16 protein-coding genes, 1 tRNA gene, 1 pseudogene and 1 CRISPR repeat array are annotated in these 24,650 nt (G+C 38.3%); of the genes and pseudogenes, 7 read left to right on the top strand and 11 right to left on the bottom strand.

Going from position 1 to position 24,650, the window contains the following annotated elements; genetic code table 11:
• Positions 1-721: 721 nt before the first annotated feature.
• Positions 722-1,612 carry a nitrogenase iron protein gene (gene nifH / locus ACFG4S_RS04745; RefSeq protein WP_392533708.1) on the bottom strand — a complete coding sequence of 297 codons (891 nt, stop codon included), beginning with the start codon at positions 1,610-1,612 and terminating at the stop codon, positions 722-724.
• A 1,481-nt stretch (positions 1,613-3,093) separates the two neighbouring features.
• Positions 3,094-3,366, bottom strand: coding sequence for a GlsB/YeaQ/YmgE family stress response membrane protein (locus ACFG4S_RS04740; RefSeq protein WP_392533707.1), 273 nt, complete (start codon positions 3,364-3,366; stop codon positions 3,094-3,096).
• 792 nt (positions 3,367-4,158) lie between these two features.
• Here ACFG4S_RS04740 and ACFG4S_RS04735 point away from each other — a divergent pair.
• From ACFG4S_RS04735 to ACFG4S_RS04725, 3 genes are all read left to right on the top strand, one after another.
• Positions 4,159-4,791 (top strand): bifunctional 4-hydroxy-2-oxoglutarate aldolase/2-dehydro-3-deoxy-phosphogluconate aldolase, encoded by a 633-nt coding sequence (locus ACFG4S_RS04735; RefSeq protein ID WP_392533706.1) that lies wholly within the window; start codon positions 4,159-4,161, stop codon positions 4,789-4,791.
• A gap of 113 nt (positions 4,792-4,904) precedes the next feature.
• A complete protein-coding gene (locus ACFG4S_RS04730; RefSeq protein WP_392533705.1) occupies positions 4,905-5,420 on the top strand; it encodes a L,D-transpeptidase in 516 nt (171 codons plus the stop codon).
• 423 nt (positions 5,421-5,843) lie between these two features.
• Entirely contained in the window at positions 5,844-6,383 is a 540-nt protein-coding gene (locus ACFG4S_RS04725; RefSeq protein ID WP_392533704.1) for a L,D-transpeptidase, read from the top strand.
• A 223-nt stretch (positions 6,384-6,606) separates the two neighbouring features.
• Positions 6,607-8,654: a CRISPR direct-repeat array (repeat unit 37 nt; unit sequence GTTTCAATCCCTAATAGGGATTTAGGTTAATTGCAAT).
• 340 nt (positions 8,655-8,994) lie between these two features.
• Here the strand turns inward: ACFG4S_RS04725 and ACFG4S_RS04720 are convergent.
• On the bottom strand, positions 8,995-11,697 hold the full coding sequence (locus ACFG4S_RS04720) for a CHAT domain-containing protein (RefSeq protein ID WP_392533703.1): 2,703 nt from the start codon (positions 11,695-11,697) through the stop codon (positions 8,995-8,997).
• Between the two features lie 554 nt (positions 11,698-12,251).
• On the opposite strand from ACFG4S_RS04720, the gene ACFG4S_RS04715 reads away from it, so the two are divergent.
• Entirely contained in the window at positions 12,252-13,751 is a 1,500-nt protein-coding gene (locus tag ACFG4S_RS04715; RefSeq protein ID WP_392530881.1) for an IS5 family transposase, read from the top strand.
• A 288-nt stretch (positions 13,752-14,039) separates the two neighbouring features.
• On the opposite strand, the gene ACFG4S_RS04710 is transcribed toward ACFG4S_RS04715, so the two are convergent.
• The 4 genes from ACFG4S_RS04710 to ACFG4S_RS04695 form a co-directional block, all read right to left on the bottom strand.
• The gene (locus ACFG4S_RS04710) at positions 14,040-14,690 is read right to left on the bottom strand and encodes a sigma-70 family RNA polymerase sigma factor (RefSeq protein WP_392533702.1); all 651 of its coding nucleotides are present in this window, start codon (positions 14,688-14,690) and stop codon (positions 14,040-14,042) included.
• A 241-nt stretch (positions 14,691-14,931) separates the two neighbouring features.
• Positions 14,932-16,311: a DUF2330 domain-containing protein gene (locus ACFG4S_RS04705; RefSeq protein ID WP_392533701.1), complete on the bottom strand. Its 1,380-nt coding sequence runs from the start codon at positions 16,309-16,311 to the stop codon at positions 14,932-14,934.
• An 8-nt stretch (positions 16,312-16,319) separates the two neighbouring features.
• On the bottom strand, positions 16,320-17,201 hold the full coding sequence (locus tag ACFG4S_RS04700; protein WP_392533700.1) for an RnfABCDGE type electron transport complex subunit D: 882 nt from the start codon (positions 17,199-17,201) through the stop codon (positions 16,320-16,322).
• A 430-nt stretch (positions 17,202-17,631) separates the two neighbouring features.
• On the bottom strand, positions 17,632-18,342 hold the full coding sequence (locus ACFG4S_RS04695; protein WP_392533699.1) for a C-terminal helicase domain-containing protein: 711 nt from the start codon (positions 18,340-18,342) through the stop codon (positions 17,632-17,634).
• 301 nt (positions 18,343-18,643) lie between these two features.
• Between ACFG4S_RS04695 and ACFG4S_RS04690 the strand changes: the two are divergent.
• From ACFG4S_RS04690 to ACFG4S_RS04680, 3 genes and pseudogenes are all read left to right on the top strand, one after another.
• Positions 18,644-19,889, top strand: a pseudogene (locus ACFG4S_RS04690) (ISNCY family transposase).
• 311 nt (positions 19,890-20,200) lie between these two features.
• Positions 20,201-21,154 (top strand): hypothetical protein, encoded by a 954-nt coding sequence (locus tag ACFG4S_RS04685; protein WP_392533698.1) that lies wholly within the window; start codon positions 20,201-20,203, stop codon positions 21,152-21,154.
• Between the two features lie 426 nt (positions 21,155-21,580).
• A complete protein-coding gene (locus ACFG4S_RS04680; protein WP_392533697.1) occupies positions 21,581-21,826 on the top strand; it encodes a hypothetical protein in 246 nt (81 codons plus the stop codon).
• Between the two features lie 93 nt (positions 21,827-21,919).
• Here ACFG4S_RS04680 and ACFG4S_RS04675 read toward each other — a convergent pair whose 3' ends face one another.
• The 4 genes from ACFG4S_RS04675 to ACFG4S_RS04660 all read right to left on the bottom strand — a co-directional run bounded on the left by ACFG4S_RS04675 (position 21,920) and on the right by ACFG4S_RS04660 (position 24,585).
• Positions 21,920-22,099, bottom strand: coding sequence for a hypothetical protein (locus ACFG4S_RS04675; protein WP_392533696.1), 180 nt, complete (start codon positions 22,097-22,099; stop codon positions 21,920-21,922).
• Positions 22,100-22,404: 305 nt separating this feature from the next.
• Positions 22,405-23,259 carry an Arm DNA-binding domain-containing protein gene (locus tag ACFG4S_RS04670; protein WP_392533695.1) on the bottom strand — a complete coding sequence of 285 codons (855 nt, stop codon included), beginning with the start codon at positions 23,257-23,259 and terminating at the stop codon, positions 22,405-22,407.
• A 135-nt stretch (positions 23,260-23,394) separates the two neighbouring features.
• Positions 23,395-23,468, bottom strand: a tRNA-Met gene (locus ACFG4S_RS04665).
• A gap of 433 nt (positions 23,469-23,901) precedes the next feature.
• Positions 23,902-24,585, bottom strand: a complete 684-nt coding sequence (locus ACFG4S_RS04660; RefSeq protein ID WP_392533694.1) for a hypothetical protein — start codon at positions 24,583-24,585, stop codon at positions 23,902-23,904.
• Positions 24,586-24,650 lie beyond the last annotated feature (65 nt).

Raw genomic sequence — 24,650 nt, 5'->3', positions numbered from 1 at the left:
ACTGTGTAGGTCTACTCTCTAAGAGAGTTTTGATGCTATGTTAGCTATTTTTCAAGTCTTAAGATGTGTAGCATTTAACTAGCTCAACCCGTTTGATAACTGGAATGAGCGACTTTTTATACATCACATCCTTAATACAAAGTTACGAGGTAAAATCTCTTGTTTAATTTGATAGTTAATGTTCTCAAATTTTTACCTATATCGTCCATCTAGTTTAGATAAACACTGTCTATGTCATAAGCATTATAAATTACATTTTTTCGCTGCTTAAAGATTAATTAGCAAAAGTTATTTATCCAATACTTTATAAGTATAACATCCGCCAACGCCTTTGATAAGGTGATATTACTAGAATTGCTAATTTGTTATACAGAATACAAAACTGCAAAAACAGTGATAGATATTCGTTATTTTGGATTGTTCTATAGTAGTTATACACACAAATAATTGACACCAGAGAAAAAACGGTAACAATGATTTTTGTAACTACTCACAATTACTACTCACAATTACTGAATAAATACAGTTATATCATCCGCCTTATGTAGGATATATACAGTGATAGCACTAAATAAATATTTGACAATTTAAATTGCCAATTACATTTAAACTTACAGTAGATTTGTCAATCTATATATAGACATAAATTAAAAATTCACATGAATGAATACTCTAGGATAGGTTGCTACCTACCCTAGAGCATTACTTAATTGCTACTAGTTTATACTGATGCTTCAGCAGATGACTTACCAATCAACATTGCAGCATTTTCCTCGCTTTCGAGGACACCGAATTCAATCAACAACTCTTCTAACTCTTCCATTTCAATAGGTGTAGGAATGGTGAGATTCTTGTTGTTAATGATCTTGGTAGCTAATGCGCGATATTCTTGACCTTGATTACTGTCAGGTGCGTACTCGTTCACCGTCATCCGGCGCAACTCAGCGTGTTGAACGATGTTGTCGCGGGGTACGTAGTGAATCATCTGGGTGTTCAAGCGTTTTGCCAAGGTTTCGATTAATTCGATTTCCCGGTCAACGTTACGGCTGTTACAAATCAGACCACCTAAGCGCACGCCGCCAGTGTGAGCATATTTCAGAACACCACGAGCGATGTTGTTAGCTGCATACATCGCCATCATTTCACCGGAGGTAACGATGTAGATTTCTTGGGCTTTGCCTTCACGGATAGGCATAGCGAAACCACCACACACAACGTCACCCAATACATCGTAGCTCACAAAGTCAACGTCTTTATATGCACCGTTTTCTTCTAAGAAGTTAATAGCGGTGATGATACCACGACCGGCGCAACCTACACCGGGTTCTGGTCCACCAGACTCTACACAACGCACATCTCGAAAACCAGTAAGCATAACTTCTTCGAGTTCAATGTCTTCTACAGCGCCTCGTTCAGCAGCTAATTGAAGAACGCTTGTTTGGGCTTTACTGTGCAACATCAAACGAGTAGAGTCAGCTTTGGGGTCACAACCGACAATTAAGATGCGTTGACCCATTTCTGCCATCGCTGCAAGGGTATTTTGAGAGGTGGTAGACTTACCAATACCGCCCTTACCATAGAAAGCTATCTGTCTAATTTTTTCGTCAGTCATGATTCGTGTTTCCTAGAATTGTTTTGTTTATGGATCTGTAAGGTTGATGTAAGGTCTGACTTGCTGAGGCAATAGGATGGGCGAAGCGCAGACACAGGTCGGCAAACCGTGATATATCACTTAAGGAATATTGCAACTACTACCAGACAGACAGTAAGATAGTCTCAGTGAAATCTCGGAGAGTATAGCGACTTGAAGTTTATGTAGAGGAAATCTGCGTTTCTCAATCAAGAAGCCTTTAAGACCTGACAAAAGCATTGCCGATTGTTGTAAGAGAATCCTATAGGTTGCTCAAACCTTAAGAGTTCTTAGAGTAGGAATTCCAAACTCACGCAGAGTTTTTCCCTAAACCACCAACCAACCAAAAGTGCAATCCACTCTAAATGGTCGTTACAACTTTCTTGATTTTACTTATATCAAGCCGCCAATAACTTCTAATTGCGGACGAACTTACTGATTTCCTAAACTACTGATTAACTTCTGTATTCGTAACTCTTGCAAGTTTTTTTGAGAATTACTAAATTACACTGTGATTATTCCGTAAGAAGAAATCTCAGCTTAAAGGTAGCAGCTACACAAAACCTGCGATGCATACATCAGCAAATCCTAATGCTATAACGTGGGAGCATCTTAATAATTTTTAGCAATGTTGAACGGTACTTGCTCTTGTTAAAGTTTCCATTCCAAGAGTAAGCAAGCAACGACTGAAACATAGTTCAGAGATGAAAATAGTTGCTTCCGCTTTCGCTTAAATTACTAACTTTTCTGATTGCTATCGGTTTACCAGACTGTACTAAGAGTCTTTCTTCCCAGACTCCAAAGCTAATCGCATCTGGTACATAATACTAGTTATGTTAGCCAACTCTGACTGGCTAATACTCAGGCAAGTTTTGATTGACTACAAGTTGTTACGATGAACGCTATTTTAATGCATCTGGCTTTATCTCTTCGCTAGAAAAAGCTGTAGATCGTGAAAGAGATTTACCAGAACAAAACAACTTTATTGAGCTTGCCTCAATGCCTTTGGAAGTTTTTTGTACTTTGACTTTTTTGATTCCTATTAAAACAATAACATACTTCTAATGAATTGATTGGCGAATTATCAATTTATTTATTCACTTGCCAAAATATTATGTTTATGAGATGGAATTTTCAATCAATTCTTGCCATTAAAGGAGTTAATCAAAATGAAGTTTATCTGTAACGATAACTACTGAAGAGATAATTTATAAAGTAAAAATCCAACTATTGTAGCGATGAGAGGAGTAGCTTAAAGTTCCTTTTTGGACTGTAAGGGTTTCGTTGATTTGGAATGGTGGTTTATTTACGCCGTGCTGTACTACGAATAAGAAAGACGATTGCTAAAAAATAAATAGCGCCTACCTCTCATGAGGTGGCGCAATTATTTTGATTTAATTCACAGATAAAATAGTTAAAAGAGTTTCCTAAATTTTCTTCGTCGATTGATTGCGACTTTGTTTTTATACAGCACTGCTACGGGTAAATAAGTTCCATAGGAAAACCGCAACAATTGCACCAAGAACTGCCACTGCAATACCTGGAATACTAAGAGTAGGAGCCGCTAGAGTTAATGTTCCTGTACTGAAGAAGATACCTAAACTACCACCAACAAAAGCACCAATAATTCCTAACAAAATTGTTCCGAGAATTCCGCCACCTTGATGACCGGGGTAGATAGCCTTGGCAATGGCACCAGCAATTAGACCTAAAACAATCCAAGCAAGAATATTCATTGTTTTTAATTGGGTAAAGGTTTTTTAGTGATGTATATAGATTAACTATTGTTATCTTTTAATTACATCTGTCATCGGCATTAATTATTTATATCCATGAGGAATAGTTAAATTAGTACTAAGTTATTCGAGCTATCTTCCTATTTAGGTAGATCGTCAATCAAAAAAAAAGCTCCTAGTAGGTCTTTCACTAGAAGCTTATCAAACTATTGCTTGGTAAATGCAGTATATGCATTTTCAATTATCTGTTTCCTCTACTAGAAGTGTCATTTATCCTTGGTTAAATGATGAGTTATAACAAATTCCCAATGACTGATGAAGACGACTTATCACTTACTACTGCTAATATTCCATTGATCTCGATGCATCAGAAAAGATAGCAACTTAACTAAAGAGTGATGGATTCCCAGATAAATCAGACCCATCAAAGTCAACAGCATAACACCAAAAATCGTCGTATACGCGTGAATATACGATGAGAATAAGTTAAGTTTTAGTGTATATAATTTTACGATTTTCCATAAGGCGCTTAGATTAAGACTATTGGAATCGTGAATGCTGATTGGTAAGGATGATGATGTGTTTTGTCGTGCAATTGTCATTTTAGTTACTCCTTTAAGTGTAAATCTTTAAGTACTTAATTTAAATTACGGCAAGTCTATCGACTTAACGATGTTTATATAATATCTCATAGGTTGATATCAGAAGCAAGTATGGGATTGGGTATTAGGATTGAAAATTAGGTATTAGTAAACTAGTTCCCAGTCCAAAATTCCTAGCCTCTAATGCCCCATGCCTAATCAAATTTGGTTATCACAGTTACAAGAACATCGAGCGATCGCAGTTATCCGCGCTCCTAAGATCGAATTGGGACAGAAAATGGCTCTGGCTGTGGCATCTGGGGGAATGCAGCTAATTGAGATTACCTGGAATAGCGATCGCGCCGGGGAATTAATCAGTCAACTACGTTCGGAATTACCAGGCTGTATTATTGGTACTGGTACGCTGTTTAACGTGCAGCAACTACAAGAAGCGATCGCATCTGGAGCGCAATTTCTCTTTACACCCCATGTTGACTCGAAAATGATTCAAGCAGCACAAGAAAAACATGTACCCATCATTCCAGGAGCGCTGACTCCTACAGAAATTGTTACTGCTTGGAATCAGGGTGCAAGTTGTGTAAAAGTGTTCCCCGTGCAAGCGTTGGGAGGTGCTGATTATATTAAAAGTTTAGAAGCACCCCTAGGCGAAATTCCTTTAATTCCTACAGGCGGCGTCACTGTGGAAAATGCCAAAGAATTTTTACAAGCGGGAGCGATCGCTGTGGGTTTGAGCAGTGAATTATTTCCGAAAAAGCTTGTGATAGAGGGAAATTGGGAGGCGATCGCATCTGGGGCAAAAAAGCTGATGCAACAGTTAGGTTAACTTAGAATCAAATCATCAAAAATTCACGTCTATTAAAGTAATAGATATGGAAATAAAGATGAAAACCGATCGGTTTCTCAAGACCCCATGATTTGAGTGTGAGTGTATCTAAAATGAAAAGACTAATTTATCCTGACTGGGTGCGCCGCTTACAAATAATTCTCACTGGCACAGCACTATCCTTAAGTGTTTTTACTACTACTGGAACGAGTGAAGTTTGGGCGAATTCCAAAGATCAAGTTATTGCACAAACAATCCAGACATTACAACAATCCGATCAGCGGTGGATTCAAATTAATCTTTCAAAGCAACGATTAATAGCTTGGGAAGGTGACAAAGTGGTTTATGGAAGTGCTATTTCCTCCGGCAAAAAATCCACTCCCACACTTGTTGGTACTTTTAAAATTCAATCCAAGTTCAAAACTACGCGGATGCAGGGAGAAAACTACGATGTCCCCAACGTTCCTTATGCGATGTTTTACCAAGGTAATTACGCTATTCACGGAGCTTACTGGCATAAGAGATTTGGCACTCCAGTGAGCCACGGCTGTGTGAACGTCTCACCAAAACATGCAAAATGGCTATTCGAGTGGGCATCAGTAGGGACACCAATAGTTATCCAAAAATAGTAGGGGAAATAGCGGTAAGGCAATTTAGGTAAAATCATAAATAACAAAAAATCAAGACAATTCAGTGATTCCCAGCAAGATTTTATGCTGGGAATCTTCGGAGTCGAAATTACTGAACTTGAAATAAAATATATAAAATGGCATTGAACAATTTGCCCAAATAAATAAGCGTAAATCTTGACAATTCCTGTGTGAAATTACAAATGCAAAGATGAATTTGGGGAAAGTTTGCATTTAGATATTGAAATGACAGATTTTTTTGTAAAGGTTGTCATTAGTCATTCTTTAACCAAGGACAAATGACAAATAAAAGATGAACTGCGTAAATCCTCCACAGAAAGTTAGTAGTGACTCTGGAAATTTGCAGTTTTCCATAAAATTACTCACTTCATTATTTTTGCGTAGTTTAGAAGGTGAGACATAATGCAATCCTGGATTCGCAGTACTGGAATTCGTTCTCCAGGAACTTTTTGTACAGGCGTGGCACTGATGATGGTGACTTTATTCTCTTGGTCATCACCGTTAACGGGTACATCAAACTCGACTACAGCAATAGCTACATCAGTCGATGATAACAGCATCAATGTATCTAGTAGCAGCCAAATAACCGAATCTCGCTGGATTGAAATAGACTTGTCAGAGCAACGCTTACGTGCATGGGAAGGTAAAAAACTGGTTCATTCATACCGAATTTCTGGCGGTAAGCGATCGACTCCTACACCTATAGGTCGATTTCGGATTAATTCTAAGTATCGCACTGACCGGATGCGAGGCAGGGGCTACGATATTCCTGACGTTCCCTACACAATGTATTTCTATAGAGGCTATGCCATCCACGGTGCTTACTGGCATAACCGTTTTGGAACTCCAGTTAGCCACGGTTGCGTGAATTTACCTGTTAAGCAAGCTCGCAATCTTTACAACTGGACTTCAACGGGTACTTTAGTAGTGGTGCATAAATAATTTGTAAAAGGGACTGGGGATTGGGGATTGGGTAATCAAGGCTAAAAATCATGTTCGAGGCTTTAAAATAATCGATGAGTTTTCCCAGTCCCTAGAACCTACTGTGTATACACAAGTCACCAGTTTTACCCCAATACGTTTGGGATCAGCCAGAAAGCGCTTATGTAGAGACGCGATTCATCGCGTCTAAAAAACTCCGATGTTGGAGAGATGCGATAAATCGCTGTCTCTACAGAGAAGGGATTTAGGTTAATTGCAATCTGTATTGGTGTAAGGATTGTATACAAATTCCCCCGTTTCAATCCCTAATAGGGATTTAGGTTAATTGCAATGTCAGAATACTAGAGTCTTAGGAATGCTTGTCCTTGCCACAGTTTCAATCCCTAATAGGGATTTAGGTTAATTGCAATTTCCCACACCTTAATATTCACATCTCTCAGATACGTTTCAATCCCTAATAGGGATTTAGGTTAATTGCAATTCAAAACAAACCATTTTCATTGCCAGTAGTGCGTTTCAATCCCTAATAGGGATTTAGGTTAATTGCAATTCCAAAGGAGAAGAAGCTTTTAAGCAATTAATAGAAGTTTCAATCCCTAATAGGGATTTAGGTTAATTGCAATATTCGCTCAGTCTCCCAAGAGTCGGCGAAAGAGATAGTGGTTTCAATCCCTAATAGGGATTTAGGTTAATTGCAATGTCCAGGCAGATAGCGCGTCCATCGTTAATTTTGTTTCAATCCCTAATAGGGATTTAGGTTAATTGCAATTCACCCGCCATCATTGACAAGATGTTGTAAGCGAGTTTCAATCCCTAATAGGGATTTAGGTTAATTGCAATTTCACTATTTGAGCCAATAAGCAATGGTGCAGGTTCGGGAATGTTTCAATCCCTAATAGGGATTTAGGTTAATTGCAATTCATTTACTTGGTCAGTAAGTGAGGATAACGCTTGCATTGTTTCAATCCCTAATAGGGATTTAGGTTAATTGCAATGTCTTCTTCTAGTTCGTCGGTGATGACGATGGTGTTTCAATCCCTAATAGGGATTTAGGTTAATTGCAATGGAAATGGCATTCCCGCTTCACCTTGCATATACACGTTTCAATCCCTAATAGGGATTTAGGTTAATTGCAATAGTAAGTGAGCTACTGCCATTAAGCGCTAATCTACTACCTGATATAGATGGTTTCAATCCCTAATAGGGATTTAGGTTAATTGCAATAAAGCTAGTAAGCCACAGCCAATTACTGCAATAGGTTTCAATCCCTAATAGGGATTTAGGTTAATTGCAATTCGAAATGCTATCGCCCGATGGATACGAGAAAGTCTTCTATGTTTCAATCCCTAATAGGGATTTAGGTTAATTGCAATTCTCGTGAATTTGCTAAAACTTCTAAGGAGCTTCTCGCTGTTTCAATCCCTAATAGGGATTTAGGTTAATTGCAATTCCTTGGGCAAACAGCACCAACAAGTTTATCTATATCAGCATCTTTGAGTTTCAATCCCTAATAGGGATTTAGGTTAATTGCAATGTAGGGTATACCCCTTCCTAAAAAGTGTTACTAAGTTTCAATCCCTAATAGGGATTTAGGTTAATTGCAATCTCTGGGAGCGTGCCGTATCCTTTTTTGAATATTTGTTTCAATCCCTAATAGGGATTTAGGTTAATTGCAATACTATCACTCTTTCCTATCCTTGTACGGCGGACGGAATTGGGTTTCAATCCCTAATAGGGATTTAGGTTAATTGCAATTTGCCCCCTATTATCGCAAGGTGACGGAACTCATTGGCGTGGTTTCAATCCCTAATAGGGATTTAGGTTAATTGCAATTGTATTGCTAAAGCTGATACTCAAGCGCATTGGTTCTTGTTTCAATCCCTAATAGGGATTTAGGTTAATTGCAATTGCCCACACGCAACCAGGAGCAGGATATGTGCGAGGTTTCAATCCCTAATAGGGATTTAGGTTAATTGCAATGTACCAGTGTTTTTTTCTTGCATTACATCAGAACAGTTTCAATCCCTAATAGGGATTTAGGTTAATTGCAATCTCCTGTCACTCCTGGTGAAGGAGTTTCTTTTCCTAACGGTTTCAATCCCTAATAGGGATTTAGGTTAATTGCAATAGCCGTTGCCACAGAACAAGACAGTAAAGGTGAGTTTCAATCCCTAATAGGGATTTAGGTTAATTGCAATCAACTTGATAATCTATATCCCCGGCTCGATCGACAGGTTTCAATCCCTAATAGGGATTTAGGTTAATTGCAATGGCTGGGGTCTGAAAGGCTTGGTATATTTGGTTTTCAAGGTGCAGTTGCGCGAATGGGTCGATGATAACATAAGCAATAGTCATAGCACAAGATGCAAATCGCTGAAAACCAGTCTGCATAAGGTGCGCGGATGGTTTAGAAGTGCGATCGCCTTCAAACTGTTGTATAGATGGAGCTTACAGCTTTTTTTGTTCCTACTAATTTTCTACACCTACCCATCCGCGCATTTGCCAAGGAAATTAGTCTCATTGGCGAGAACTAGCTCTATATAAAATAACAAACTGTCAATCAAGTTTTTGGATGGTTAAAGATGGGTGGTTCTAGTTCTCAGTCCCCAAATTACAACCAATTACCAATTAATACATAAGAAGACCAAAAGCTTGGTGCTTTATAGTTAGGATGTCTCAGTAATTTTAGCTGGGCACGGTGGACTGCTTCGGCTTTGGTGATTTTGCCACTCTTGAGTTCTCGATAAAAGGCACTAACAAACATTGCTGTCGATTTATCATCAATTTGCCAGAGTGAGGCGATGGTACTGCGTGCCCCCGCTCGTACTGCTGCTCCTGCTAGACCAAGTGCTGCACGGCTATCTCCTGTTGCTGTTTGGCAAGCACTCAAGACTAATAATTCTACTACGGTTTTATTCTGACTGCGAAAGAGAGTATCAAAATCTTTGACATTAATCTGACCATCGAAATCTAAAATAAAAGTGTCCTCAAGGCGAGAACTAAACTGACCGTGGGTTGCCAAATGCACTATGTTGAACGAAGCACCAGCAATTTCACTCTCTAAATTCTTTTTCTTAAAATCTCCATCTAGAAGACTAGTTGTAGAGACTCCTGCTTTGGCAATGCCGTCGAATTCCGATTTGATCTCCAGCAATGGCCCAAACTTGGAAAATCCTAGTGGGGGCTGAGTTAGTCCAGCAGTAAGAGCTACTAACCGCTGTTCGACTAATGGTTTTGGGTCTAGGAGTTGCAGACCTACACTGAGAGCAATTGCATATTTCTCTACCAAGTATTGCTTGCCATCGTAGAGTGCCGCCATTGGTAAATTGCGTAACGCGCCATCTAAGACGAACACTAGGGTATTTACCCCACTTTTTTCTAATTTTGACTCAATTGGTTTGAGCAGCCAGTTGTAAACTTCTTGGGATTGGGTTTCAATAATCTTGGTAGCAGTAGGATTGACAAGATTTCTTCGCAGTTCTACTAAGAGTTTCTCTACTTCTGCTTGGGAAATCTTGGTACTGTAGTTTTGTAGAGGTTGTTTGGGAATTTTGACAATTACCTGGAGTTCATCAGGAAGAATAATCGGATATAGTATGGCTGCGGTGGGGTTATCTTGGTCTACCACTCGGTCAAGGGTTACTTTCTGACCTTGCAGACAAGCTTCTCGGAAAAAGTCGTCCAATTCTGCTAGTTGGAGTGCTTCGATCCGCTGGCGTGCTTTCTCCAATATTTTTTCATCAGGGGGTTTTCCTGGTTGGGATTGGAGCAATAATTCTACTGACTCTCGGTAAACTGGTTCTACACTGTCCCGAAAGTTGAATTGCACATCCTGATTAACTATATCTTTATTTACTACTAAATCTTTGCGGAGGGACTGGAGGGTGTCTACAGCAGCATCATATGCCGCGATCGCACCATTAATGTCTTTTTGTTTCCAAAGTAATCTACCTAACTGCCATTCTAAGGTGTAGGTAATTTCTGGTGCATTGTTGCTCTGCGCCAAAGCTAATCCTTGCAGAGTTAGGGCTTGCGCCTCTGGCCACTGCTTGGTTTCTTCGTACAAGCCACCTAAACTCTTCAGGGCATAGGCCTCTGTCCGCTTGTCTCCTAAACTTTGGGATTGCTCGATAGCCTTGGCGAGTAATACTGCTGAGTCCTTTTTACTCAAAACTGAGTAATAATTCTGACTTGATGCGTGTAATACACCACTTTTGACTTTTGTTAGATTTTCTGAATAATTAATGCGAGCGTAAATACTCGCACGGCTGAGGGGGAGTTGGTCGAGTTGGGACTCAATCAACGGTAGGAGACTTTGAACTTGTGACCATTCTTGATTTTCAATGAGTAAGCCCAGCTGATTTAGTTGCGCTTGGACTTTTATCAGGGGTGAGGGAGATGTTTCTAGCGTTTTTTGATAATAGGCGATCGCTTGTTCCTTGTGGTGTTGTTTACGGGCATTATTACCCAGACTAAAAAAACTTGCGCCGATGTTAGCTGTTGATTGCAGGTTTTGAGCGATCTTTAGACTTTCTTCAAGTACTTGGCGTGACTTTGGCAAATCGCCTACTACCAAAAGGGCATCACCAAGCGATCGCAAACTCACTGTTTTTTCTAGAGAATCTGGTTGGGATTTTAACGTCTCACTCACTTTTTCCAGTGTTTTGATCGCACGAGGATAAAATCCTTGGGTTTGCCAAGCCTGTGCTTGATTAATTAGCGATCGCACCACACCATTTTTATTATCTGCTTGTTTATAAATTTTTTCTGTCTGCTGCCAAGTTGCTAAAGCCGCTTCAGCTTCTCCCATTGACAGTTGCAGACGGCCTTGAATATCTAGTGATTGGGCTAATATTTGCAAATTGTCGGTTTTATCTTGTTCTTTGAGCAAATTTAAGCTCTCAGTAATTGCTTGCTGTGCCTGATTCCATGCACCGAGTTGTTGGTAAGCTAGGGAAAGATTACTTAAGGTTGCTGCAAGTATCAGGCTTTTACCCTGCTGTCTATATGCCTGGACAGCTTCTTGTAATACTTCTACGGCCTTAGCAAAATTTCCAGCATCATATAAAACTTTGCCCTGTTTTACTAGTGAAGCTGCGTCAGCATCTACTACCGATGTCAGATTTGTAATTGGCGTTTGAACTGAGGAATTGATGAAGTCAGGAACATTTGCCAGCACCGGTGAACCGAGAATGCACACCAAAGTCATTAAGAAGTACAAAGGCAAATGTAAAAAGTGAAAAGTCTTGTTTTTTCTTTTTTGCCTTTTAAATTTTAGAAAATTTACGCAAAAAATCCTAGTTTTTTTAGTCATGAGCATGACAATAGGTAAGTGATAACCAGCAACATGCAGGATGAAATGTGAGTGCTTGGACTAGCAGGATTATGTTACCATTCGCATCTATCACTCATCTCATGAGCTTCCATAATCTTATTTAGGGACATCCAAAAATTAAATTATCGATTTTTCAGAGCGAAGACCCTAATTGTATTCTTCCTCCTCTGCTCAAGAACAGCTTGCCAAAGCGATTGATTCTTTTATTTGGGAGTCCCTTATCTGGGCTTGGGGATGAGGTCTGTATTTTCCTCTAATTTTCTGTTTTGTAATTAGGCGATCGCTGTGAAATTCGATCGGCAAACTTTATAGTAAAAAATATCTCAGAGTAGGGGCACAAGCTCAAAATCATAGAAACGATAAAAATCAACCTTTAAGTAATTAAGTAGGGGTTGCTGAAAAAGAAAGAGAAGCTCACAGGATATAGATTATCTGACCAAAGAAGTATATTCAGGTGCAAGACTTGAGGGTAAAATAGCCCAAAATCCTTGCATAACCGCGACCAGCAGTACACAAGTGTGCTGTTTGTAACCATGTACCGAAAACAGGGGCAAAATCCAATCTCACCAGAGAACTTTGAATTTCCGTTTTCAGGCAAGTTGTCATCAGATAATCGTTGGATTATTCTGGCGAATTTAATACCCTGGGCAGAATTTGAAGAGGAATATTCATCCGGGTTCTCTGTAGAGATGGGAGCGCCAGCAAAGTCATTTCGGATGGCATTAGGGGCATTAATAATCAAAGAAAAACTAGGAATAAGTGATAGAGAGACAGTAGAACAAATCAAGGAAAACCCTTATCTACAGTACTTCATAGGGATGTCATCCTATATTAATGAAGCTCCATTTAATGCATCGATGCTAGTCCATTTTCGTGAAAGAATTAGTGCAGAATTAGTAAACAAAGTAAATCAAGAAACTGTTAAGAGGATACTAGAGACAACATCTTCGACTTTAGCAACTGAATCAATTGAATCAACTGAATCAACTCAAAAAAAAAAAGAAGAATTAGAAAAAGAAGATAACACGCCAAAAAATCGGGGAGAATTAATATTAGATGCGACTTGTGCGCCAGCAGACATCAGCTATCCAACAGATTTCGAGCTATTGAACCAAGCAAGAAAACAGACAGAACAAATAATAGACCTTCTTTATGAACAGATAAAAGGTACATTAGAGAAAAAACCAAGGACTTATCGGGAAATAGCAAGAATTGACTACTTAGAAGTCGCTAAAAAGCGTCGTGTATCCCAAAAAGATAGGAAAAAAGCGATTAAAAAGCAGCTTCAATATATCAAAAGAAACTTATCTCATATTGACCAGCTAATCAGAACAGGAGCAACTCTAGAAAAACTAAGTACTAGACAATATAAAATGTTGCTTGTAGTTGTAGAAGTTTATCGTCAACAACTATGGTTGTATGAAAATAAAAAACAGAGTATTGATGACCGAATCGTTAGTTTAAGCCAACCACATATCCGTCCAATTGTCCGTGGAAAAGCTGGGAAAGCCGTGGAATTTGGGGCAAAATTATCAGCTAGTTATTTTGATGGATATGTATTTTTAGACCATATTAGTTGGGATAATTTTAATGAATCAGGAGACTTAAAAGCACAAGTAGAAGCATATAAAAATTATACTGGCTATTATCCAGAATCGGTTCATGTAGATAAAATTTATCGCACAAGAGAGAATAGAGCTTGGTGCAAAGAAAGAGGTATTATCATCAGTGGCCCTCCTTTGGGAAGACCACCTGCTAATCTTAGTAAAGAAAAAAAGAAACAAGATTTAGAATCTGAGAAAATTCGTAATTGTATTGAAGGAAAATTTGGGCAAGCTAAAAGAAGGTTTAGCCTCAATCGAGTGATGGCGAAACTTTCCCATACTTCTGAAACTGCAATTGCTATTACTTTTTTAGTGATGAATCTTTCTACTCACCTGTCGCGCGTGTTTTATGCTTTTTTATGTCTATTTTTGAAAACTGCACCTTTTTTGCAGTTTCCTATAACTGAAAGTTATTATTTTCTGAATTAGAGACAACAAAAGCTTATCTTTCATTTTGCTTGAATAACTAGTCAACCCAAAAGAATTGCTTTTTCATACTTTTTCAGCAACCCCTAAGTAAGTTGGCACAATCAAACCAAACGATGTGAATAAAGATAAACTAAGCTGTTACGCATTCAATTTGTACATTTACCTGATGACTGATGACTGAAAACCCGTCAGCAGTCAACAGTCAACGACCATCAAGAGTGTTTATTTACTTTAGACGCGCATTAGCTAAAACCCTTTCCCTCCTCCCCCTATGACCTCCCTTTCTACTTATAACAACCCTTCCGATTCTGCGAATTTACGCAAACGCGGTACACACTGACGCTGATAAAAACTACTTAATGTCGGAATTGACAAGCCAAATTCCTCAGATAACTCTCTCCAGCTAACTTCCGGGGGTAGGCGTTTGAGAATTAACACCTGACAATTCACATGTGGATGTCCTTTGATACAAGTACCGCCCAGATCTCCATCAGAGTCAGTCTTCACCCATACCTCCAACTCTTCCAAAATCGGAGGTGGCTGAGGGTTAGCCGGAAGGTTATCGACAGGATCAATAGTTTCACCTGTTCCACCAGATGTAGACTGACGAATCCTCAGAGGAACTGTTGTGGCTTTTTCCCGATTTTGGTTAAGGTAAAAGTCTTGTAGTCTCCGTTTTAAGTAAGCATTTAGCCAGGTGATAACACTACCATAAGTCGAGTCATATGTTTGACCTGTCAAGCCTTCACAAACATTACGACAAAAATACAACCAAGTTTGTTGTAGTGCATCTTGATAGTAGGGGGTACTTTCCCTCCAGAGTCTACTTGCTGTCAAACGAATAATTTGTGTGAGCAGCTTCTGACGCTGAGGGCTTCCAGGTGGATATCCACAGGCTTCGGTAACTAACCGGCGTAGCTGTTCATCGAATTGAACCATGACAATGAAAAAAGCAAGAATATCCTAGTATTGCGTATAACAACACCCTAAAGAATTACCTTTCATCAAGATGTTGGGGATGGGGCAGACAAATCAATTCAAAATTCAAAATGACGCTCGTTCGCTCTTAGCGTCTCCCCTTGGGAGAAGACCCGCTCTAAGCGAAGCCATGCCGAAGGCTTTACGCTGCGCTAACAAAATTCAAAATTAAAGAACTCCTTTTTCCCAATCCCCAATCCCCTCAATATAATCCCAGCCAAGACATCAAGTTTTCCCACCAAGAAAAGCTCAAATTACCTACACTCAACTTCATTTTGTTGCGAATGTCTTGGATATTCCAGTTAGTTAGTTTAGCTAGAGTTTGCGCCTCTTGTTCAAAACGCTTGGGTAAAGAACGCTTATATTCTCTACCCGCCTGACAATTGAGTTCTCCTTGGAAGGTATGTTGCAAAACATAACGTCCTTGGAAGGATTCACGGTTGCCAGTTTGTTGGAATATCAGGTCTTCGGGGAATTTATTGCGGGTGTAGCGGACATGCAGACGCGAGATGAAAACATTACTTCTCGGAGAGGGACGACGAAAGCTAGGGGAGACTGGCACATCACTTGGAGAATTACCATCTAGCCAAAATACACCTGCTTGTTTGAGTTCCTCTGAACTTAGAGGTTCGGCAGAACAGGGATCGCAACTACTCATGTCCCAAGCGTATTCTAAAAAACCAACTTTCTTATCTTCTTTGATGTAGCCAGTTTGGAACATGGATTTGTAGAATTCACCAAATTCATCTTTGACAAACAAAGGAATGTTCGCGTCGGAGGGGATTTTCACTGTGCGATAGTTAGTGATTTCTACCTGTCCTTCGGGGGAGAGAATGTAGACAATCAAATCCTGCTCTGTGGTAGCGTTGATCATGCCCAAACGAATTGGCAGGATAAATTTCGGTGACTGGTAGGAAATTTGTAGCGGACGCAGGAATTGGTAGCCGGATTTCTCGAATTTCTCTAAGTTGACTTTAGCAACAAAGAATTTCATTGAGGAGCGAATATACGGTTTAAGTAACTGTTTCGCTCCTCTGGGAATTTTGTAGCCGTTGCGGTTCAGCCAAGTTTCCAGTCCACCAGATTCTTTCGCACTGAGAATCACAATGTCATATTCGCCGACATTGAAACGTGCTTCCACGGTCACACCTAAACTAGCATCACGGCCTCTCGCATTGCCTGATTCAAGGCTTGCTGCCGGTCTAGGTGCGGCTGATGGTAAGTTATCTTCGTAACGTTGGGCACAAGGATCTGAGTCGAAATACTCTACCAATCGCGGCGCGCTAAAAGCATCCAAACGTTCGATAATCTTCGGTTCAGCCACATGAACTTGCTCTTTTTGCAGCACTGTTGGCACGGGTATAACGATCGCAAAATCTTTCACGTCGCCTTGAAAGTCGTTTGCCATAGTTAGCACGGTGCGATCGCCATCCCGCGCTAATACTACCTGAGAGGCTTTGTTATACAGCTTTGTATCAGCTTTGGCTACATAAAATCCACAAAATGCCCAAGCTGTTGGTGCAAAGCAAAAAACAACTACAATTGCTAACAATAATGGCGTCAAAAGTCGAAAAATTTTCATTTTATACCTCATTTTTTAATGCTGAGTGCTGAGTTAAGAGTCAACAGTGAGGAGTTACCAGAATTCTCCCCATTCCCCTCATCTCCCTTTTGCCAAGAAAACTTCGGGGCTAACCAAAGGAAATCTATTAGGATGCTCAATGGTGCAAGGATAAATAGTGCCCAGAAAACTGCGGTGGAAATAAAGAAATAATTTCGTAGGATAAATGTTAATCCGGCGATGCACATTGCCCAAATTACACGCCCAATTCGGGAATTGGGAATCGATCGCGGATCGGTGATCATAAATAGGGCAAACAGCATCAAAGACCCGCTCATCAATCGGTGCCAGTAAACATCCCAAGTCCAACCCAGCCAGACATTACGAATCGCCTCCAGCAAGGAATATGTACCCAGAAAAGCTGCTGTGGTGTCCCAACGACCGATTCGCTGCAAAATCATGCCGCCAGTCCCAGCAAATAATAGCCCATACCACCATTCTTCACCCCATTGTCCCGGTGAAACCCAAGCATCACGGGTGAGAATTAAGGCGGAAATGATACCAAAATTACCAGGATTAAAGAAATGCTTATCGCCGACTCGGAAGATAAATTTGCTGGCGATCGCACTTGCTGCGGCTATTGCCATTGTCGTCCAATGGTCAGCCCGTAACAGCAAGCTGAGTCCCAAAGAGGTAATTAGGGCACTGCGAATATTTAGGCTTTGTCCCTTGTCATTCCCTAATGACCAACGACCAATGACTAATGACAATATCGATTGGGTTGTTAAAGTAGTGGCGATCGCTACTGCAATCAATTCTGGACGCAGCGTCCAATCTCGTGTACCGATTCCCACCACTAGGAACAACGCCAGAAAAAGAATTTGATAATCTCGTATATCTTTAAGAAACATTACCCTTTTATTCAGGGATTCCCCGTAGATTTCTCATCAATTTAGACGAGTACTACCTCAAATAGTATTGCTGTTACAGATTTTGTTACAAAGTCTCCCGCTCTCCGTAGCTTTTTGGTAAAACGGCTATGGTGCAGCATTGAAAACCGAACTTTCCTATCAAAAAACTTATATCAATAGCTTGAAATGTTTGCCAATTAAGCTTTTATCTGATGTCTACTCCAGTGACGTTGCTCGGTGCCAATCCCTTCACACCTTTGCCTAAACTCAGTTGGTAATTTCTCTGTTAGTGTCATAATTCTTTTTAATCCGGCTGTTAGTTGTCATTTTGTTGAGAACTATCCTGGTACGCTGCTTTGACTAGTTCTGCTAGTGCATTGGCGATCGCTGCGGTCTACATAAGCGTAAGTCCTGTTTGTATGAAAAATATTTACATAGGCTTGAATTTTAGATATATATTTCGTTGATCTTCACTCCACCTTACAAGAACGATGATCGGACTGAGATAAATTGTTAGAACTAATAAATATTCTGGCAGTTCTTCTGCACGACTCCGGTATTGTTCAAGCACTGCTACATGAGACATCATAGATTCAGCACCAAGTCCACCAATATCTTTTAAAAATTGACTATCTCGTGTAAGTTGCTCCACATCTAAATCGCTATCAAGCGTTATTTCCGAGTGTTCTTCTTCTGATATGACACCAGATCCCAAAATGCGTTTCGATTTATTATGACGATGAGTAATGCGAGTAAATCTCTTACAGATATCGTTTTGTACGCGGGAGAGGCTGTCTGTTTGATCTATGATTAACGGTACAAGTGTATAGAACTGAACCACTCGTTCAGAATTTGCGGTTATCCTCAACACTCTACCTGCCCTTTGAAATCGCTCATCCGCTCCTTCAGGTGGATCGTAATTCACAACAGTATCGGCATCTTGTAAATTAACACCTACACCATCTGCATCAGTACAAATTAGTACGTCATACTCTCGGCTGGCATTGTAATTATGAGAACGTGGCGAAAACTGTTTTAGTACTTCAAAACGCTGTAATCCAGCTTTTAATCGCGGATTACCTTCATCCGTTTCAACTGTACAACCAATCCTAAGTGCTTCACTAAATGCAGCAATTCTCATTTTGAAATAAATAGGGTATTAATCGCCATTTTGAAATTGAAAACGTAGCATAAAATAATTAGTTTTTCAGGGAAAGGCGACACCGAACAGATCGCCGCAGACATCACTTAAAAAATTGGCTTCATTAATTAAGTATAAATACTCATGTATTATGGAAATTGCCTGAAACCGAAGGGTAAATCCAGGAAAATAGTTCTGTTTTTAGAATATAGAACTCAATTAAAATAACAATTTATAATAGTTGTCGAGCTTTGGTAAAATTAGTGAATTGAAAAATATTAATTAATCAAACTACTCTAAGATGATTCCAAAGGTGGCAACTCTAGAGATTCCTGAATTAATGCAATTTTTACGGTCATCATTACATGACATACCCGATGAGAGAAAGCCCGGAAATAATACCAGATATCAGGTAGAAGATGCAGTGATGGCTGCCTTTTCAGTCTTTTTTACTCAATCACCCTCGTTTTTAGATCATCAACGTTTGATGAAAAGCAATAAGGGGAAAGATAATGCTGAAAGTTTATTTTCAATTGAGACAATTCCGGGTGATAGTCAAATAAGGAATTTGCTAGACCCAGTTCCATCTGCTACGATATTTAAGTCTTTTCAAAAAGTCTATGAATGGTTAAATAGAAATGGAGTTTTGAAAAAGTTTCTCTACTTGGATGGAGAAATTTTAATAGCAATAGAAGTTACAGAATATTTTTCATCTAAAAAAATTAATTGTCCTTATTGTAATTGCCGTAATCATCGAAACGGAACTACAACTTATTTTCATGGCTGTGTCACACCTATTGTGGTTTCTCCTAATCAAAAACAAGTGATTAATTTAGAACCAGAATTTATTAAAAAACAAGATGGGCATCAAAAAGAAGATTGTGAAAATGCGGCTGTTAAAAGATGGTTGAATAAGAATCATCAAAATAAATATGGTTATCCTGTAACCCTTTTAGGGGATGACTTGTATTCTCGCCAACCTGTTTGTACCTTGGTGCTACAACAAGGTTATAATTTTATTTTTGTTTGTCTGGAAACGTCACATAAAACTTTATATGAATGGCTAGAATTTTTAGAAAAAAGTGGAGAAGTTACAACTGTTGAAAAGAAACAATGGGATGGCCGAAAAAATCTAATTTATCGTTATCGTTATGCTTCTAGAGTTCCTTTACGAAATGGAGACTCAAGTCTCGAAGCTAATTGGTGCGAAGTGACTGTTATTAATGAGAAAACACAGAAAATTATCTACAGAAATAATTGGATAACTAATCATAAGATCGCCGAAAACAATGTTGAAGAGATTGTCAAAGCTGGACGCAGTAGATGGAAAGTTGAGAATGAAGGTAATAACGTTCTAAAAAATCACGGTTATAATTTAGAGCATAACTTTGGTCATGGTCAAAATCATTTGTGCGAGTTCTTATTGTCTTTAAATTTACTAGCTTTTTTATTTCATACTGTTTTAGATTTAGTCAATTCTACCTATCAAAAAATTCGTGAATTATTAGTAACTCGGACTAATTTCTTTAATGATATTCGTACCTTAATAAAATTTATCTGGTTTAAAAGTTGGTCGGAGGTTTTCTTATTTATTCTTACCGAATATGTCCCGATCACAAAAGCAAATTCTAGTTAAAAATGTCAAATTTTTGACAGGAGGTAAAGATTATTAATTGAGAGAATTTACAAAGTAGGTCTGAGTTTCAGCTATATTTATAAGTTGAAATCTATTTTTCATGGGCAGATTTTTAAAATTATTTCTCTTCAGCCAATTATCATGATTATTTTTCAAATAAATCATAATTAGACAGAAGTTTTCTAGGTAAATAAGACGATTTTATATCCTTTTGTTTTCAAAATGAGAATTGCTGCTAAGTTTGTATTTGATTGGAAGTTATATGATTCAAGAGAGGGTAAAACTTTTAATAGAAATCTGAACCTAAATGATGACCAATATATAGCTTTATCGTCTGCTCTAGATGACATAAGAGAATCAAATGCCCCTCAATATCATGGTAAATTCTATATTCAAGGCCCAGGTAGATTTCATACATCAGGTGGCGCTATGGCTTTGCTTAGAGAAATTAGAAGGCACTATGTAAAACCTACTAATAAGTCAAACAAAGTTTTGGAACTTGATTTGAAGTGTGCCCAACTTCTTATCCTTTTTGACATTCTAGGGGCAGAGGATACTAAACAGCAGATAGTGAGCATTATTAGAGATGGAAGTATTTGGAAGCATATAGGCCCAGCTACCCTGCACAAACAGGTTAAAAAAGTAATAATTTATGGTTTCTGTTTTGGAGCCAACATGCATGAACTTCCTTATATTGCTTCTAAGAAGGCTACAAAAGAATTAGGCTACAAAGTTTCTGTAACCAAGGAAATAGTTGCTAATTGCTTTAGTGGTATCCTAAAGCCTCTTGTGATCCTACGAGATGAATGGTTGGCTAACTTCAGTGTTGAGAAAATTGAAGCTGGTAAAGTTGATCAAGTTATTTATACAAATGCTTTAGATCTCAAATTCAGTTTGAATAAAGAGCTAGCTCAGTACAAGGAAGAACTTAATGGTAAGAAAGTTGATAGCTTTAAAATAGGTGGCAGACTTCTATCTCATATAGCTCAGGGTGCTGAACAACTGATTATTCAAAGAATGATTGGTGAACAGATAGAAGAAAATATTCTGACTTACAGCTATGATGGCTTGAGTCTGGAAGTGGAGCCAGCCAAGGTAACTGAAGTACAGGCTAGATTAACAAGCTGGTTAGCTCAAGAATTTCCAGAATCACTTCTAGAGTTTGAAGTCTACTAAATACCTGAAAGTTTTCTTAGCAGACCCTACGGGTCATCAGAGAGGGTGGTAGAACTTAGCTTCGCCGCCCTTATTTAATGCTTGCTACTACAGTGAAAACTTACCCGCCACTTTTTTTTGCCTTTTCTACAGCATAGATTACTAAATCAGATAATAAACAATGAAGTCAGAATCAAGTAAATAAATCAGATAATAAAGTAAATAATCAATCAATAGATCACTTAATCAATTAATAAATTATTACCCTAACTAATATCACTACAACCCCTACCCAGCAAAGATTACAGGCTATAATTTTCTTTACAACTTTTTTCTAAGCTGAGGAATGTTTTAGGATTCTCAGCGTTAAGTAGTGAATTGTGATTTAAATCACATCATGAGAGTAAATAGCTCATACTATGTACTTGTAGTTTCATAACTAAGTATATGTCAGAGCAGAATGGATTAAGCCCAGTTAAAGAAGAGATTTGTGAAAAGTTATCTCAAGCTCACAGCTTAATTATGGAGGCATCAACTACCCATATAGAGGGAGAATCACTGTATAAAATGGAGACAGCAATTGGTAGTGTAATCAAAAATCCAGCAGAATACACATCTATGTTAGATGAAATAGCTCAGAAAATTGAGAAGGTTCAGCAGTATCTATTAGATAAACCTAAGAAAGGTAACTGATACAACATCACAAACTTCAGATTTTTCATAAGCGATCGCTGCAAATATAGTTTCAGTAAGTATAAATAATCTGAAGTTTGTGCCACTACTATTTTAAACTTCATCTTCATCTTCTTCATTAATATACTCTTCTTCCTCAACAATAAATATGCTTTCCCAAATTCTGCCATCCATTCTTCTCACAATCCTTTCCCCAAAATGAATCTCATCTCCTTCTTCTAGTTCACATAATAGTTCCAAGTATTCTTTTAATTTATGAAGATCCACTTCCATAATGACTCCTTTTGTTTGGTTTATATTTAAAAGATTTCTGGTACTTCAAGCTGTTTGATTATCCCTGAATAATGTTTGTATATTACTTCAGGAGAATTGCCCACCCATGAGGCTATTTGCTTAACACTAATACCTGCTTCCAGAGATAAGGTAATAAAAGTATGGCGGCAATTATATTGAGGCAAGTAATACCTGATCAGCGCATCATTTACTAGTTTAGTTAGTATAGGTTTCCACACTCTATTTAGAAAATTATGAGTATTTAACTCTCTACCATTGCGGTTACAAAATAGTAATTTATCAGCTTACCCATACCCAATATTATTCAAAATCTCTCTCAATTGATTATTGATAGGGAATAATCTAATTTGATGAGTTTTTGTATCTTTCCTAATTCTGACATCAGAAGGTACAGCTTCTGCAAAAGTAATGTGTGTAGCAGTGATATGTTTCCACTTCAATGCCACAACTTCTTCAGGTCTACCGCCAGTAAGAAATAGAAGCCTAACATAATTAGCATAATAGTAATGAGATACTGGCGAATATTTGGGACAATACTTGTTACTATCAAAAGCATTAATAATAATGTTTATCTCCTCTCTGTTAAAAGTGAGTATAGTACTATCTTTTCTTTTGGTTTTAATACCTTTAGCTAAATCATGAAAAGAATTAACTTTTATTAGTCTGGATAGAACCGCCCACTTACAGCAAGCACTAAATTGTTTTAAAGTACGTTTGGCTGTTTCAGCAGAATAAATACTTAGTAGGTAATCACGTATAATGATTGCTTCAGTTATCTCAGTAGTTGGTAATGTCTCAATACGCTTGGTTATTAGTGAATAGTCGCGCAGGATAGTTGATTGTTCTACTTGGTCAGTTTTGAACTCAACATACCTCTCCCATAGCTCTGTTAGGGTGTATCTTCTCTCTTTGCTGACTATGGGGGCTGTGCTGACTTGAATTTTATATTTAGTTAGAGTGAAATCAAAGTTATTGGAGAGAATATCTAACTTAGCTTGACGAGCCTTGACTTCAGCAACCACTCTATTCTCAGGAGTATCCTCCAGATGGAGAGATAAGTATTTCTGATTACCATTGAATAAAACTCTAGTAAATCTTAATCTCAGGCGACCTTGTAAGTTTTCAACTCCTACTTCCATTGACTATGAAATGACTATTTTTTAGGGGAGTACCATAGTCATTTCATAGTCAAAAGAGCCTTATATAGCAATTCAGCTCCCTAGTACTACAGATGACTAGAAGCTGAAACCTTTATGTAGTCTTATTTTTTGAAGTGGCTCAGGTCGGAGTTGAACCAACGACCCCAGGCTTATGAGTCCCGTGCTCTAACCAACTGAGCTACTGAGCCATGTTGTTTTTAGTCATTTACAACAATAGCATAGAAATTTGCTTAACGCTAGCCCTACTTGCAATTAGTTTTTCTAACTTGCAAATAGGGATAAAAACTTAATTGCTCAACTGCGCTACATATTTCAGTGTAATCTTCTGCTATCGTGTCAATTCTGTCACTTTAATATTATTCATGCGTTGATAGGGGCGATCGCTTTGGAGTGTTTTCAAATATTGTCCTATGTTTAAATCTTAAACCTTAATTGTTTCATCTTTACTAGCAATGTCTGATTATTGAGACTCTGACCACCAGTTCAGAGAAATTACTTGTTATCGCGTAGTTTAGAGAATCTAGGTTACTCTAATAGACATCTCCAGAAACTAAATATACGTTATCTAGTAGAGATGTAGCAGTACTACCTCTCTACTTTTTTACCAGTCAAATTGCAGTCCTATTTGTTTAGCTTAATATTACTAGCTAACCGCTTTTTATTCAGCCAAATTCCTAATAATCCTGTAATTGCTATTCCTCCATTAGTGGATGACTCAGGCACAGATAGAGGTTTTACACTCACATTATCCAGATATAAAAAACCATAGCTAGCTTTACCACCCAACTTTAATTCTGTAGATGATTTTGTTGCCAAAAAATCCAAGTTATATTGTGTGAAGGGAGATCCAGCAACATTTATAGTATTTATTTTATCAAAAACTTTATTTCCATCGACAAATGCCTGAAATATGTTATTAACTTGACTGCTGTCTTCGTCTGTTCCTAAAAAGAAACTGAGATTATAATTACTACCGATATTTGTAGCCAAATTCTGGGATATGTAAGCAGGATTTACAAATGAACCAATCGATAAACCTTGATTCCCACTATCATGTTGAGGAAAATTGTTAATTCTAATGCCTGATGTATCTATCGGATCGCCAGATTTAATCCAGTCTGTAACATTAGGATTTGTCACGTTGGGATTGCTAGGATCTACGAGGGGGTCAAGTTCAAAGCTTCCGTTTTTAACAAGTTCTACCGCTTGGGCTGCTGTATTACAAGTATTATTAATCACAGCAGTAGTAATTAAGGTAGTAGTAATACTAAACGCAATAACTGAGATTTTTTTAGTTAACTTCATGAAAATTGACTCCAAATAATTACAAATTACGACAATTCAAAAAAGCTGAGAGTTACATCTATGCT

The sequence above is a fragment of the Nostoc sp. C117 genome (assembly GCF_043099735.1).
Classification (GTDB): Bacteria; Cyanobacteriota; Cyanobacteriia; order Cyanobacteriales; family Nostocaceae; genus Nostoc.
This window is presented reverse-complemented; position numbering and strand designations above follow the sequence as displayed.